Below are 12,455 nucleotides of genomic sequence, written 5' to 3'. Positions count from 1 at the left end.
GGATATCGGCTTACTTGAGCTCGACGGTCGCGCCGGCTTCCTCGAGCTGCTTCTTGACCTTCTCGGCCTCGTCCTTGCTCACGCCTTCCTTGACCGGCTTCGGCGCGCCCTCGACGAGAGCCTTCGCCTCGGTCAGGCCGAGCCCGGTGATCGCGCGGACCTCCTTGATGACGTTGATCTTCTTGCCACCGTCGCCGGTCAGGATCACGTCGAACTCCGTCTTCTCCTCGGCGGCCGGCGCACCCGCGCCCGCGCCACCGGCGGCCGGGGCAGCGGCGACGGCCGCGGCGGCCGAGACGCCCCACTTCTCTTCGAGCAGCTTCGAGAGCTCGGCGGCCTCGAGGACGGTCAGCTCGCTCAGCTGGTCAACCAGCGCGTTCAGGTCTGCCATGATCTTACTTCCTATCAAGCGGGGACAGGTGCCCCATGTTCACAAACAAATGCCGGTCAGCTGCCCGATCAGGCGGCTTCCTTCTCCGCGTGCGCGGCGAGGACGCGCGCGATCTGCGCGGCCGGTGCCTGGGCGATCGTGGCGATCTTCGTGGCCGGGGCCACGATGAGGCCGACGATCTTGGCGCGCAGCTCGTCCAGCGACGGGAGCGTCGCCAGTGCCTGCACGCCGGCCAGGTCGAGCGCGGTCGCGCCCATCGCGCCGCCGACGATCTCGAACTTGTCGGTCGTCTTGGCGAAGTCGACCGCTACCTTGGCCGCCGCGACCGGATCGGTCGAGGACGCCAGGCCGACCGGACCCGTCAGCATATCGCTGAGCGAGCCATAGTCCGTGCCGTCGAGCGCGATCCTGGCAAGCTTGTTCTTCGAGACCTTGTAGCTCGCGCCGGCGTCCCGCATCCGGTTGCGCAAGTCGGTCGACTGCGCCACCGTCATCCCGAGGTTGCGGGTGACGACCACCACGCCGACCTTCGAGAAGGTATCGTTCAGCTCGGCGACGGCCGCGGTCTTCTGACTACGATCCATGCCATTCTCCACGTTAGGACAGACGGCCGAGGTCGCCTGTCCGGGTACGAACCGCCGCGCGCGAGCGCTCGGCGGCAGTGTCCAGCGATGGGGAATGGGAGCCCGTGCGGGCAGCGGCACCACGCGCCTCTGAGGGCGCGCCGCGGCCGCGTTGGTCCTGTCCCCGTCTCGGCGGGGAATTAAGGCCCTGGAGCCACCCGCTGTCTCGGACGGTGCGTCATCGCCCGGGGGCGGGACGCGCGGGGCGGTACATAGCGGAACGCGCGCGCCAGTCAAGCGGGTAGCCGCTGTCACGCAGACGTAACGCTCACGTCACTCCCCTCTCATCAAACTGTCGCGCACGTGCCTTGGAGCGCGGCCAATAGGCGTCGGTACAAGCACATAGCGCCCAGGGAGCGTCATGACCGACCAGCAGCTCAGCCTCGCCACCGCGTCCTACGACGACGGTGACGTCGACACCAACCCGACCCGCAACCCGCATCTCGCCGACCTTGTCGCGCGCCGCTACTCGCGCCGCCAGCTTATGGGTGGAATGAGCGCGATGACCACCGCGGTGTTCGGCGGCGCGCTGCTCGCCGGCTGCGACGACGACAAGCAGGACGTCATCACCGTCTCGGACGGCGTCAACGTTCAGACCCAGGGCGGCCGCGTCGTGACGCTCACCGCCACCGCGACCGACAATGCCAGCACGACCAAGTTCACCCAGGTCAGCGGGCCGACCGTGCCGGTGATCGCGAGCGGCAACTCGATCACCTTCACCGCGCCCAACGTCGCGCAATCGACGGCGCTGGTCTTCGAGTTCACCGCCAGCGGCGGCAGCGGCTCGAGCAGCGCGCGCTCGACCGTCACCGTACTGCCGGCGACGCTCGCCTTCACCGCGGTGGCGAAGAACCTCAACGACGTCGTCACCGTGCCGTCGGATTATCAGGTGACCGTGCTCTACCGGCTCGGCGACCCGATCGCGGCGAGCGTCGCCGCCTATGCCAACGACGGCAGCGACACCAACTTCGCACAGCGCGCCGGCGACCATCACGATGGCATGTCGTTCTTCGGTCTCGCCGCGAGCGGCAGCGCCCCCGACACCACCAACAACACGCGCGGCGTGCTCGTGCTCAATCACGAGAACATCACCCAAGCCTATCTCCACGCGAACGGCCCGTCGCCGTCGCCGCGCCCCGAGGCCGAGGCGATCAAGGAGATCGAGGCGCACGGCGTCTCGGTGATCGAGGTCACCCGCGCCAGCAACACCGGCGCGTGGAGCTATGTCCAGGGCAGCGCGCTCAATCGCCGCATCACTCCCAACACGCCGGTGCAGTTCAACGGGCCGGTGCGCGGCAACGCGGCGCTGCGCACGCTCTACGCGGCCGACGGCACCACCGGGCGCGGCACGATCAACAATTGCGCCAATGGCTACATGCCCTGGGGCACCTACCTCACCAACGAGGAGAATTGGGCGGGTTATTTCCGCCGCACGGCCGGTGACGCCGCGGTGCGCACCGCCACGGGCAATGCCAAGCAGAACGTGTCGCTGACCCGCTACGGCATCAGCGAGGGCCGCGCCGGCAATTACGGCTGGACGACGGTGACGCCGTCCGACGCGACCAGCACCGTCTTCGCGCGCTGGAACGCCACCGCCGGCGCCAGCGCCGCCGCGGACGGCACCGCCGACTTCCGCAACGAGCCCTTCCAGTTCGGCTGGGTGGTCGAGATCGACCCCTATACGCAGACCTCTACGCCGCGGAAGCGCACCGCGCTCGGCCGCATGAACCACGAGGGCTGCATGGCCGGCCGCGTGGTCGCGGGCGTCCGCCCCGCCTTCTACATGGGCGACGACGCGCAGAACGAATATATCTACAAGTTCGTCTCGGCGACGCCCTGGGTCGCCGCCGACGCGACGCCCAGCGACCGTCTCGCCACCGGCGACAAATATCTCGACACCGGCACGCTCTACGTCGCCCGCTTCGAGGCCGACGGCAGCGGCACCTGGCTGCCGCTGACCTTCGGGCAGAACGGGCTGACCGCGGCCAACGCGAGCTACGCCTTCGCCGACCAGGCCGACGTGCTGATCAACGCGCGCCTCGCCGCCGACGTGCTCGGCGCGACGCGGATGGATCGGCCCGAGTGGACCGCGGTCAACCCGGTCAACGGCGAGATGTACTGCACGCTCACCAACAACTCGTCCCGCACGCCCGCGACCACCGACGCCGCCAACCCGCGCGCCTACACCGATCCCAAGCTGCCGCAGGGCGACGTCGTCAACGCCGACCCGCCGACCAGCGCGCAGGCGACGCGCGGCAATGCCAACGGCCATGTCATCCGCCTGCGCGAGACCGGCGACACCACCGAGGCGACCGGCTTCACCTGGGACATCTACGCCTTCGGCTCGGGCGCTGACCTCGATCCGACCAACATCAACCTATCGGGCCTCGACGCCAGCAACGACTTCTCCTCGCCGGATGGGCTATGGTTCGGCCTGCCGAGCAACGCCAGCGGGCAGGTCGCGCCGGTGCTGTGGATCGAGACCGACGACGGCGCCTACACCGACGTCACTAACTGCATGCTGCTCGCCGCGATGCCGGGCAGCGTCGGCGACGGCGGCACGCGCGTGGTCAACAACACGCTGACTACCGCGGCCAACAGCACCACGACGAGCACCGCCACCACGCGTATCGGTGCGGCGCCGGGCAGCAAGCTCAAGCGCTTCCTGGTCGGTCCGAAGGAGTGCGAGATCACCGGCATCACCTCGACCCCGGACGGCCGCTCGCTGTTCGTCAACATCCAGCATCCGGGTGAGAACGGCGGCCCGGCGAACATCACGTCGAGCTGGCCCGCGAACCAGGCGGGCGCGGTGACCAGCCCGACGCGTCCGCGCTCGGCCACGATCGTGATCACCAAGACCGACGGCGGGGTGGTCGGCCTCTGACGCGCAGACCGCCGCCCGGTCGACGCGCGGCATTTGTGTGCTCTGGCGCTCAGATCGATTGGCTTGGGAGACGCAAACCCTTCTCTTCTGCGGCCCCGGCGAAAGCCGGGGCCCAGTTGAGTGACGTGGCGACTCAACGACGACGGCCGTCCCACCTGGACCCCGGCGTTCGCCGGGGTGACGGTGAAAGGAACGGGCTTTGATCATCTGGCCGAGCGGCGATCACCGCACCCGGCGCGACCAGCCTAGCATCGCCGCCGCCAGCGCTGCCGTCGCGGGGTCGTGCCCCGGCGCGATCACCACGAACTCCATCGCCGGCAGCGGCGGCAGTGATTCCCCAGACGGGAGCACCGCCAGTCCGGCGGGGAGCAGCCGCGCCGAGTGCGGCATCACGCCCAGTCCGGCGCGCGCCGCCGCGCTCAGCCCGATGAGGCTCGCGCTGGTGAAGGCGACCCGCCACGTCCGCCCGACCTCCTCGAGCGTGGCGATCGCGCGCGTGCGGGTGACGCTCGGCGGCGGGTAGAGCAGCAGCGGCAGCGGCGCGTCCGCGTCAGCGCGCCAGCCCTCGCGCCCGACCCAGGCGATCGGCTCCTCCCATGCCAGCGTGCCGCGCCGGTCGCCGCTGCGGCGCTTGACGAAGATGAGGTCGAGCTGCCCTGAATCGAACGCCTCGTAGAGGTGCTCGCTCAGCCCAGCGCGCAGCTCGAGGTCCACCTCGGGATGGCGGCGCGCGAAGCCGGCGAGCACGTCGGGCAGCGCCGAGAGCACGAAATCCTCCGACGCGCCGAGCCGCAGCCGCCCACGCAGCGGCACCGCGGCGAGGTGACGCGCGAGCCGCTCGCTCGCCGCCAGGACCGCGCGCGCTTGGTCGAGCAGCGCCTCGCCGTCGGGGGTGAGCGCGACCCGGTGCGTGTCGCGGTCGATCAGCCGCCGCCCGGCCTGCGCCTCGAGCCGACGAATGTGCTGGCTCACCGTCGACTGGCGCAGATCGAGCGAGCGCGCCGCGCCGGTGAAGCTGCCGTGCTCGGCGACGGTGACGAAGGTGCGGAGGAGATCGAGCGCAATGTCGGGCATGTTCATCACGATAGATGATAAGCGATATCGCGGCGATCGGGTTTGTGCATGAGTTATCATGGCCTAGATGAGGGTCGAGAGGACGCCCAGGGGCTTCCTTCCGTCACTCCCGCGAAGGCGGAAATCCAGACGCGCGGGCCTCACGGCTGGAGGCGCGGCGTCAGCGTTCTGGATCCCGTCTCCGCGAGACCTCTGCGAAACCTTCTCGTCATCCGGGGCTTGACCCGGGATCCATCGTGCCGCGTACGCCTAAGCCGTTGTTTTCTCCGGCACCATGGATCCCGGCTCAAGGCGGGGATGACGGCGGCGCAGCAGTTCGCAGAGGTCTCGCCCCCGCGAGGGTGAAGGGGAGGGGGCAGACGGTGCGGCTATGAAGGGATGCCGGTGCGAGGAGGCGTGGCGATGACAGGCACTCCCCGCTTGGTGACACATCCTCGAAGAGCGACGTCTCTGAATGAAGCGGCGGCTACTGTCAGCGCCATGTGACCGAAGCCGCACCCTGAGCAACCGACGCCGCCACGAACGAAAGGTCCCGCATGTTCTCCCGTCCCTTCCGTTGGCCGCGCGTCGATCGCTACCTGCTGCTGCTGATCGCGACCGTCGCGCTCGCGGCGCTGCTGCCCGCGCGCGGCGCCTTCACCAGCGTCGCCGACGGCGCAGTGACGGTCGCGGTGGCGCTGCTGTTCCTGCTATACGGCGCGCGGCTCGCGCCCGAAGCGATCTGGGCGGGGCTCACGCACTGGCGGCTGCAGGCCTTGGTATTCGCCAGCACCTTCGTGCTCTTCCCGCTGATCGGCCTCGCTACCGCGGCGGCGACCGCGCCCTTCCTGCCGGCGCCGGCGGTCACGGGGCTGCTGTTCCTCAGCCTGCTCCCCTCGACCGTCCAGTCGTCGATCGCCTTCACCTCGATCGCGCGCGGCAATGTCCCGGCGGCATTGTGCAGCGCCTCGCTGTCGAACCTCGTCGGCACGCTGCTCACCCCGCTGCTTGTCGCGCAGCTGATGCCCGCGGTGAGCGGGGGCGTGTCGCTCGCCGCGCTGGAGGAGATCGCGGTGCAGATCCTGCTGCCTTTCGTCGCCGGCCAGCTGCTGCGCCCGCTGATCGGCCAGTGGCTGCTGCGCCACCCGAAGCTGACCGCGACGGTGGACCGGGGCTCGGTGCTGGTCGTCGTCTACGCCGCCTTCAGCGCGGGCATGGTCGCGGGGATCTGGACGCAGGTGTCGGTGGTGGACCTCGTCGCGATCGTCGCGATCGCCAGCGTGATGCTGGCGTTAGTGCTCTTCGCGACCCGCGCCGCCAGCCGTGCGCTCGGCTTCAGCAAGGAGGACGAGATCGCGATCGTCTTCTGCGGCTCGAAGAAGAGCATGGCGAGCGGTATCCCGATGGCGGCGATCCTCTTCCCCGCCGCCTCGGTCGGGCTGATCGTGCTGCCGCTCATGCTGTTCCACCAGATCCAGCTGTTCGTCTGCGCGGTGCTGGCGCGGCGCTACGCCGAGCGCACCGACACGCCGGCGCCGGCGCCGTCGCCCGCCGCGGTCACGGGTAGCTGACGGTCTTTGGCACCTCGGGGATCGGGATCCACTCCTTCTCGTCCCCAGGCACGCGCGCGAACTCGCCCGCCATCCAGGCGCGCTTGGCCTCGCGGATCGCATCGCGCGACGAGTGGACGAAATTCCACCAGACATGGCGCTTGGTCGCGAACGCCGCACCGCCGGCGAGCATCGCGCGCCCGCCCAGCGCCGAGCTCAGCGTCGCGGCGGTGCCGGGGCGCAGCACGTAGAGCTTGCGCGGTTCGAGCGCGAAGCCGTCGAGCGAGGCCTCGCCCTCCGCCAGATAGAGCGCGCGCTCGTCGGTGCTGAGGTCGATCGGAACGCTCGCGCCGGAATCGAGCACCACGTCGGCGTAGATCGTGTCGGCGTAGGTCGTGGTCGGCGCGCGCGCCCCCCACAGCGATCCCATGATGACGCGGGCGCGCGCGCCGCCGGCCTCGACGATCGGCAGCTCGCCCGCGCCGACATGCTCGAACGCGGGGGCGATGTCCTCGCGGCCGTCCGGCAGCGCCAGCCAGGTCTGGATGCCGGCGAGCGCGGGACCGTCGGCGCGCACGTCGGCCGGCGAGCGCTCCGAGTGGACGATTCCGGTCCCGGCGGTCATCAGGTTGACCGCGCCGGGCGTGATCCGCGCGTCGGTGCCGAGCGAGTCCTTGTGCTGGAACGCGCCGTCGAACAGGTAGGTGACGGTCGACAGGCCGATGTGCGGGTGCGGGCGCACGTCCACGCCGTCGCCGGGGGGCAGGTGCGCCGGCCCCATCTGGTCGAAGAACAGGAACGGCCCCACCATCGTGCGCTCGCGATGGGGCAGGGTGCGATACACTTTGAAGCCGCCGAGATCGTGCGTGGCGGGCTCGAGCGTCTGCAGGATCAGGTCGTCGCGGGTCGACATGGCGCGTCTCTCGGGTTGCGGGCCGCTGGGCTAGCAGGTTGGCGGCGCGGCGGAAACCTTTGGGTCTCGGCGGCGGCGGAACGCGCGCGCCTGCCGCCCGTTGACGCGCGCATGACCCAGAAGAGCAAGCCGAAGGGCAAGAGCAAGCGCGGCTACAAGCCGGATCACCACCGCCGCGACCGCGCGATCGCGGCCGCCGGCCTGATCGGCGCGGTCGCCGCGGGTATCGGCGCGGCCTTGAAGTTCGGCTGGTTCGACCGCTACTTCCCCGCCGACGACGCCGAGCACGCCGCGCCCGACCTGGCCGCGGACGCGCCGACGCCGGGCACGACCCGCGCGCCCGAGGCGTTCCGGCCGGACCCGACCGCGCCGGTACCCGAGTCCGAGCGCGAGTCGCTCCGCCCCGCGACCGGCCCGGCGCCGACGCTCGCGGCGACGCGCGGCGAGATGGCGAACCAGACCGGCGCGGCGAACTGAGGCTGCCCGCCGACGCTCTGCTCTTGTGCCCCGGCGCAGGCCGGGGGGCCGGTTCGAGTGGCGTCGGTGGGTCTAAGAAGCGTGCCCACCGGGGCGCCGGCCTTCGCCGGGGCACCAGCGAGTTGGCTGGTATCCGCTCACGTCAGAACCACCGCATCACGGTCGCGGGAAACGGCGTCCAGCGCCCGACGCGTACGCCCGCCACCGCCAAGGTGTGCCCGGTCCAAGCGTTGCAGGTCGTGATCGCATCGTACCGCCCCGCGCCTGGGTAGAAGGCGTCGTAGCCATAATAGCCGCGTACGGCCGGTCCCGCGGCGCGGCTGGTGCGGATCGCCGCTGCCAACCGGCGATACTCCTCCGGCCGCAACACGATCGCGCGCACGTCGTCGCCGAGCAGCGGGCGCGGCACGTGCTCGACATGGACCAGCGTCGAATCGCTGCCGAACGCCGCGCCGAGCAGCACGCCCGGCCGCACGTCCCACCATGTCGGCGTGCCGAGATAGAAGCCGCGCTCACCCCAGCCGATCGCGACATGGTCATGGCCGGCGTAGCGCGGGTCGGCGAGGTCGGCGGCGGGGAAGTCGGCGGTCCAGTCGATCCCGGCGGCGCGCTTGGGCAATATCAGCCCGGTGTGGACGCCATTGTCCTCGACCCAGATCGTGACGCCCTTCGGCGGCGGGCGCCAGCCCGGGTTGCGCGGGATCAGCCCGCCGACGCTCCCCGCGACCGCATAGCCGAACAGCAGCAGCGCGAGCGCGGCGAGCAGGCGACCGAGCAAGGCGGATAGGCGGGCCACGCGGCCATGCTATACCGCGTCGCATGACCGAGGAAACACACGTGCTCGATTCCCCGCCGCCGGGCGCCGCGACCGACTGGACCGTCGCGCAGGACTGGTCGCATTATACCGCGGAGGAACATGCCACCTGGGACACGCTGTTCCAGCGCCAGCGCGCGCTGCTGCCGGGGCGCGCGGCCGACGCTTATCTGCGCGGGCTGGAGGTGCTCAACCTGTCGAAGCCCGGCATCCCGGACTTCGAGGAACTGTCCGAGCGGCTGATGAAGCTGACCGGCTGGCAGGTGGTGGCGGTGCCGGGGCTGGTGCCCGACGAGGTGTTCTTCGATCATATGGCGAACCGCCGCTTCGTCGCGGGCAATTTCATCCGCCGGCCCGACCAGCTCGATTATATCCAGGAGCCCGACGTCTTCCACGACGTGTTCGGCCACGTGCCGATGCTCGCTGACCCGGTCTTCGCCGACTATCTCGAGGCCTATGGCCGCGGCGGGCAGCGCGCGCTGGAGCTCGGCGCGCTCAAGCAGCTCGGCAGGCTCTACTGGTACACGGTCGAGTTCGGCCTGATCGACGAGGGCGACGGCCTGCGCATCTATGGCTCGGGCATCGTCTCCTCCGCGGCGGAGACCCGGTTCGCGCTGGAGAGCGACAGTCCTCACCGGATCGCGTTCGACCTGAAGCGGGTGATGCGAACCGACTATCGCATCGACGACTTCCAGCAGAACTACTTCGTCATCCCTGGCTTCGACGCGCTGCTGCGCGCGACCGTTGAGACCGACTTCGCGCCGCTCTACGGCGAGATCCTGGCGCAGCCCGACGTGCCGGTCGCGACGATCCTGCCAGAAGACGAGGTGATCACGCGCGGCTCTCAGGCGCATGCGGGCGGCGCGGCAGAGGCGTAGGCGCCGCCCGGCGACGGTCACGTTACCACACACGCGGAAAAGTTCCCGAAGAAAATCAATATGCACTTGTTTTGACTGCCTCGCGCTGGGGCAGGCGGGGTCAACAAGAGGGTCACTCCGATCCGCGCTCTCGGGCATTCTGAGCGACGGCTTCGCGCACCGAAGTCGTGTTCCAGTCAGGGAGTTCGTACATGAGATCTGTTGTCGCTATCGCCGCTGCCGCCGCCGCGGTGATCGGTGCCGCTGCCCCCGCCGCCGCCGCCACCTATCCGGTGGGCTCACCCAACTTCCAGGCGACCGCCGGCCCGAACGGCACCTTCTCGGGGGCGTTCTTCGCGACCGGTATTGCCGCCGGCGTCTTCTCCGACACCTTCACCTTCACCCTGCCGACCAACGGCCTGGGCAGCGGTACGGTGACCACCAGCGTCACCGACCTCGGGTCGGCCAACGATCTCGACTTCACCTCGGTGACGATCAACGACATCGCGGCGCAGATCACGAAGACCGCGGGCGGCGCGTTCGAGGTCGCCTTCACCAACAACGTGCCGATCGTCGCCGGCCAGCTGAACCGTCTGGTGGTCAACGGCGTGTCGCGCGGCAATGGCGCGTACGGTGGCCAGGCCACCTTCACCCCGGTCAGCTCGGCGGTGCCCGAGCCGGCGACCTGGGCGATGATGATCATGGGCTTCGGCGTGGTGGGCTACGCCATGCGTCGCCGTCGCACCACGGTGCGCTTCAGCCAGGCGGTCTGAGGACCGTCTCGCTGCACGTCGGCGTGAGTCGGCGCATCGGGGGCGGCGCGGGATCGCGCCGCCCCCACCCCGCGCCGGCTGAGCGCCGGCCGCCAGGACATCGCACCATGTTGAGCCGACCCACCACGCCGTCGCTCGCGGGCACCACCCGCGTGACCTATTGCCAGGATCAGCCGAAGCGCTTCCTCTGCGAGCGCGACGAGGCGTCTCTGCCCACCGCCGGTGGCTATGTCGCGCTGGGTGACGCGCGTTACGCCGTCCGCCGCGTCGAGCGGATCGCGCGCGAGGCGCTCGCCTATGTCATGCCCGATTGATCGAGACGCTATGCGGCTCAGTCGTCGACCTGATGGTTGTGCTCGGTCAGCCGAGGGTTGTGGGCACTGTTCTTGAACACCAGCATCACCGCGACGATCGCGACGACACCGATCGCGATCGCGATCAGCAGGCGTCTGGCGGCATAGCGGCCCGGTTCTCGCGGCATCCTCGGCTCCATTGTCTCGCGCCCCGACGCGAGGCTAGCCGCTCCTCACCCGCGGCGATATCATCTGGAGCATGACCGCCGCCGCCAACATCGTCATCCTCACCGGCGCCGGCGTTTCGGCCGAGAGCGGCATCGCCACCTTCCGCGGACCGGGTGGCCTATGGGAGGGACATCGGGTCGAGGACGTCTGCACGCCCGAGGCGCTCGCGCGCGATCCTGCGCTGGTGCACCGCTTCTACGACCTGCGGCGCGCCGCGCTCGACGCGGTCGCGCCCAATCCCGCGCATCACGCGCTGGCGCGGCTCGACGCCGCCTGGCCGGGCGAACTGCTGATCGTGACCCAGAACGTCGACGACCTGCACGAGCGCGCGGGCGCGCGACGCTTGCTCCACATGCACGGCGAGTTGCGCTCCGCGCTGTGCGCCGCCTGTGGCGCGCGCCACGCCTGGCATGGCGCGCTGCCGCCCGCGACGCGCTGTCGGACGTGCGGCGCGCCCGCGCTGCGTCCCGACATCGTGTTCTTCGGCGAGATGCCGTACGAGATGGAACGGATCGAGGCCGCGCTGGCGCGCGCCGACCTGTTCGTCTCCATCGGCACCTCGGGGGCGGTCTATCCGGCCGCCGGCTTCGTACGCGCCGCCGACGCGGGCGGCGCGGCGACGCTCGAGCTCAACCTCGAGCGCTCGGCGGGCAGCGCCTGGTTCGACGAGACTCGGCTGGGACCGGCCGGCGTGCTGGTGCCGGCCTGGGTCGACGGGCTGCTGGCGAGCTGAGCCCGCAATACGCGCGCGCTACGCGATCGATCGCGATCGCTCTCGCAAGTCTATGCGTCGCCTCGTAGCTGGAGTCGGCGGGCGCTCAAAGCCCGATCATGCGAGGCTATGACGCGAGATGGTGCGGCTTCACCTTCGTCCCCCGTCGGTTCCCTATCGATCGACGCCCTGGCGGTCCGCCGTGTCACGCCCCGGCCCGACGGCGGACGCGCGCTGGCCCGTGCTGGCGCTGGCGCTGACCGGGCTGCGCCAGGCGGGGCGCCGCGCGGTGCGGATCGTCGACGCCGATTGCGGTGACGGTGCGCTGCTGCTCGCAGCGGCGCGGCACGCGCGCATGCTCGGCTTCGTCGCGATCGAGGCACGCGGCGTTGACGGCGCACCCGCGCCGATCACGCGCGCCCGCGCCGTCGCAGCGACGTTCGACGACGCGGCGATCGGTGTTTCCTTTGAGTGCGCCGACATGATCGCGGCGCTCGCGCAGGAGCGTGACCTCGCGCCGGACATCGTCCTGGCGCCCACCGTCACCTCCGCAGCGACGACGCGCGCCCTGACGCGTACCGGGGCCCGCGTGATCGCCGGAGGGCAGGCGTGACCCGGCGCGATCTCGCCTGGCGCCTAAGCGGCGTCATGCTGACCGGCGGTGCCTGCTCCGCCTGTCTCTTGCTCGATCGCTCGCCGCTGATGGTGCCGCTCTTCGTCGTCGCGCTGCTCGGTCTGCCGCTGATGGTGCACGGCAAGCGCGTGGCGCAGGTACTGCGCGCCGAGCGACGCGGCCACGCGCTCACCGCGGCCGCGGTACACACGGCGAGGCTGCGCGCGCGCACGCAGAACAGCGACGGCTTCGGCGCGTGAGGCGAGGCGGCGAT

General features: G+C 70.6%; 15 protein-coding genes. 9 read left to right on the top strand and 6 right to left on the bottom strand.

The annotated features are described in order from the left end of the window. Positions 1-10: 10 nt before the first annotated feature. Together rplL and rplJ are read right to left on the bottom strand one after the other, a co-directional pair. The gene (rplL, locus tag KZ820_RS09350) at positions 11-391 is read right to left on the bottom strand and encodes a 50S ribosomal protein L7/L12 (protein ID WP_132909894.1); all 381 of its coding nucleotides are present in this window, start codon (positions 389-391) and stop codon (positions 11-13) included. Between the two features lie 68 nt (positions 392-459). Further along, complete coding sequence (gene rplJ, locus KZ820_RS09345; protein WP_219748368.1) at positions 460-975, bottom strand: 50S ribosomal protein L10; 516 nt, start codon at positions 973-975, stop codon at positions 460-462. Between the two features lie 400 nt (positions 976-1,375). On the opposite strand from rplJ, the gene KZ820_RS09340 reads away from it, so the two are divergent. Next, a complete protein-coding gene (locus tag KZ820_RS09340) occupies positions 1,376-3,898 on the top strand; it encodes a PhoX family protein (RefSeq protein ID WP_219748367.1) in 2,523 nt (840 codons plus the stop codon). 222 nt (positions 3,899-4,120) lie between these two features. On the opposite strand, the gene KZ820_RS09335 is transcribed toward KZ820_RS09340, so the two are convergent. Next, positions 4,121-4,972, bottom strand: a complete 852-nt coding sequence (locus KZ820_RS09335; RefSeq protein ID WP_258047997.1) for a LysR family transcriptional regulator — start codon at positions 4,970-4,972, stop codon at positions 4,121-4,123. Positions 4,973-5,508: 536 nt separating this feature from the next. Here KZ820_RS09335 and KZ820_RS09330 point away from each other — a divergent pair. Continuing rightward, positions 5,509-6,522, top strand: a complete 1,014-nt coding sequence (locus tag KZ820_RS09330) for a bile acid:sodium symporter family protein (RefSeq protein WP_219748365.1) — start codon at positions 5,509-5,511, stop codon at positions 6,520-6,522. Here the strand turns inward: KZ820_RS09330 and KZ820_RS09325 are convergent. Then, positions 6,509-7,414 carry a pirin family protein gene (locus tag KZ820_RS09325; RefSeq protein WP_219748364.1) on the bottom strand — a complete coding sequence of 302 codons (906 nt, stop codon included), beginning with the start codon at positions 7,412-7,414 and terminating at the stop codon, positions 6,509-6,511. The two genes, KZ820_RS09330 and KZ820_RS09325, sit on opposite strands and share 14 nt — an antisense overlap. 111 nt (positions 7,415-7,525) lie before the next feature. Between KZ820_RS09325 and KZ820_RS09320 the strand changes: the two genes are divergently transcribed. Further along, positions 7,526-7,891: a hypothetical protein gene (locus KZ820_RS09320; protein ID WP_219748363.1), complete on the top strand. Its 366-nt coding sequence runs from the start codon at positions 7,526-7,528 to the stop codon at positions 7,889-7,891. A gap of 142 nt (positions 7,892-8,033) precedes the next feature. On the opposite strand, the gene KZ820_RS09315 is transcribed toward KZ820_RS09320, so the two are convergent. After that, the gene (locus tag KZ820_RS09315) at positions 8,034-8,687 is read right to left on the bottom strand and encodes a TIGR02117 family protein (RefSeq protein ID WP_308462177.1); all 654 of its coding nucleotides are present in this window, start codon (positions 8,685-8,687) and stop codon (positions 8,034-8,036) included. A 23-nt stretch (positions 8,688-8,710) separates the two neighbouring features. Here KZ820_RS09315 and phhA point away from each other — a divergent pair, with 23 nt between their 5' ends. The 3 genes from phhA (at position 8,711) to KZ820_RS09300 (ending at position 10,649) form a co-directional block, all read left to right on the top strand. After that, positions 8,711-9,583, top strand: coding sequence for a phenylalanine 4-monooxygenase (gene phhA, locus KZ820_RS09310; RefSeq protein ID WP_219748362.1), 873 nt, complete (start codon positions 8,711-8,713; stop codon positions 9,581-9,583). 191 nt (positions 9,584-9,774) lie between these two features. After that, a complete protein-coding gene (locus tag KZ820_RS09305) occupies positions 9,775-10,335 on the top strand; it encodes an FxDxF family PEP-CTERM protein (RefSeq protein ID WP_219748361.1) in 561 nt (186 codons plus the stop codon). Positions 10,336-10,442: 107 nt separating this feature from the next. Further along, positions 10,443-10,649, top strand: coding sequence for a hypothetical protein (locus KZ820_RS09300; RefSeq protein ID WP_219748360.1), 207 nt, complete (start codon positions 10,443-10,445; stop codon positions 10,647-10,649). Positions 10,650-10,666: 17 nt separating this feature from the next. On the opposite strand, the gene KZ820_RS09295 is transcribed toward KZ820_RS09300, so the two are convergent. Then, positions 10,667-10,816: a hypothetical protein gene (locus KZ820_RS09295; RefSeq protein ID WP_183923435.1), complete on the bottom strand. Its 150-nt coding sequence runs from the start codon at positions 10,814-10,816 to the stop codon at positions 10,667-10,669. A 71-nt stretch (positions 10,817-10,887) separates the two neighbouring features. Here KZ820_RS09295 and KZ820_RS09290 point away from each other — a divergent pair, with 71 nt between their 5' ends. The 3 genes from KZ820_RS09290 to KZ820_RS09280 all read left to right on the top strand — a co-directional run bounded on the left by KZ820_RS09290 (position 10,888) and on the right by KZ820_RS09280 (position 12,441). Next, a complete protein-coding gene (locus tag KZ820_RS09290; RefSeq protein ID WP_219748359.1) occupies positions 10,888-11,589 on the top strand; it encodes an NAD-dependent deacylase in 702 nt (233 codons plus the stop codon). A 220-nt stretch (positions 11,590-11,809) separates the two neighbouring features. Next, positions 11,810-12,181: an SAM-dependent methyltransferase gene (locus KZ820_RS09285; RefSeq protein WP_219748358.1), complete on the top strand. Its 372-nt coding sequence runs from the start codon at positions 11,810-11,812 to the stop codon at positions 12,179-12,181. After that, positions 12,178-12,441 carry a hypothetical protein gene (locus KZ820_RS09280; RefSeq protein WP_219748357.1) on the top strand — a complete coding sequence of 88 codons (264 nt, stop codon included), beginning with the start codon at positions 12,178-12,180 and terminating at the stop codon, positions 12,439-12,441. The genes KZ820_RS09285 and KZ820_RS09280 overlap by 4 nt, the downstream gene beginning before the upstream one ends. Positions 12,442-12,455: the final 14 nt, after the last annotated feature.

The sequence above is a fragment of the Sphingomonas citri genome (assembly GCF_019429485.1).
GTDB classification, from domain to species: domain Bacteria; phylum Pseudomonadota; class Alphaproteobacteria; order Sphingomonadales; family Sphingomonadaceae; genus Sphingomonas; species Sphingomonas citri.
Note: the sequence above shows the minus strand (reverse complement) of the source record. Positions and strands in the feature narration are given on the sequence as shown.

Bases quoted from the DNA above. Each gene is read 5' to 3' on its own strand.
- rplL (WP_132909894.1), bottom strand. From the start codon at position 391: ATGGCAGACCTGAACGCGCTGGTTGACCAGCTGAGCGAGCTGACCGTC.
- rplJ (WP_219748368.1), bottom strand. From the start codon at position 975: ATGGATCGTAGTCAGAAGACCGCGGCCGTCGCCGAGCTGAACGATACC.
- KZ820_RS09340 (WP_219748367.1), top strand. From the start codon at position 1,376: ATGACCGACCAGCAGCTCAGCCTCGCCACCGCGTCCTACGACGACGGT.
- KZ820_RS09335 (WP_258047997.1), bottom strand. From the start codon at position 4,972: ATGCCCGACATTGCGCTCGATCTCCTCCGCACCTTCGTCACCGTCGCC.
- KZ820_RS09330 (WP_219748365.1), top strand. From the start codon at position 5,509: ATGTTCTCCCGTCCCTTCCGTTGGCCGCGCGTCGATCGCTACCTGCTG.
- KZ820_RS09325 (WP_219748364.1), bottom strand. From the start codon at position 7,414: ATGTCGACCCGCGACGACCTGATCCTGCAGACGCTCGAGCCCGCCACG.
- KZ820_RS09320 (WP_219748363.1), top strand. From the start codon at position 7,526: ATGACCCAGAAGAGCAAGCCGAAGGGCAAGAGCAAGCGCGGCTACAAG.
- phhA (WP_219748362.1), top strand. From the start codon at position 8,711: ATGACCGAGGAAACACACGTGCTCGATTCCCCGCCGCCGGGCGCCGCG.
- KZ820_RS09305 (WP_219748361.1), top strand. From the start codon at position 9,775: ATGAGATCTGTTGTCGCTATCGCCGCTGCCGCCGCCGCGGTGATCGGT.
- KZ820_RS09300 (WP_219748360.1), top strand. From the start codon at position 10,443: ATGTTGAGCCGACCCACCACGCCGTCGCTCGCGGGCACCACCCGCGTG.
- KZ820_RS09295 (WP_183923435.1), bottom strand. From the start codon at position 10,816: ATGCCGCGAGAACCGGGCCGCTATGCCGCCAGACGCCTGCTGATCGCG.
- KZ820_RS09290 (WP_219748359.1), top strand. From the start codon at position 10,888: ATGACCGCCGCCGCCAACATCGTCATCCTCACCGGCGCCGGCGTTTCG.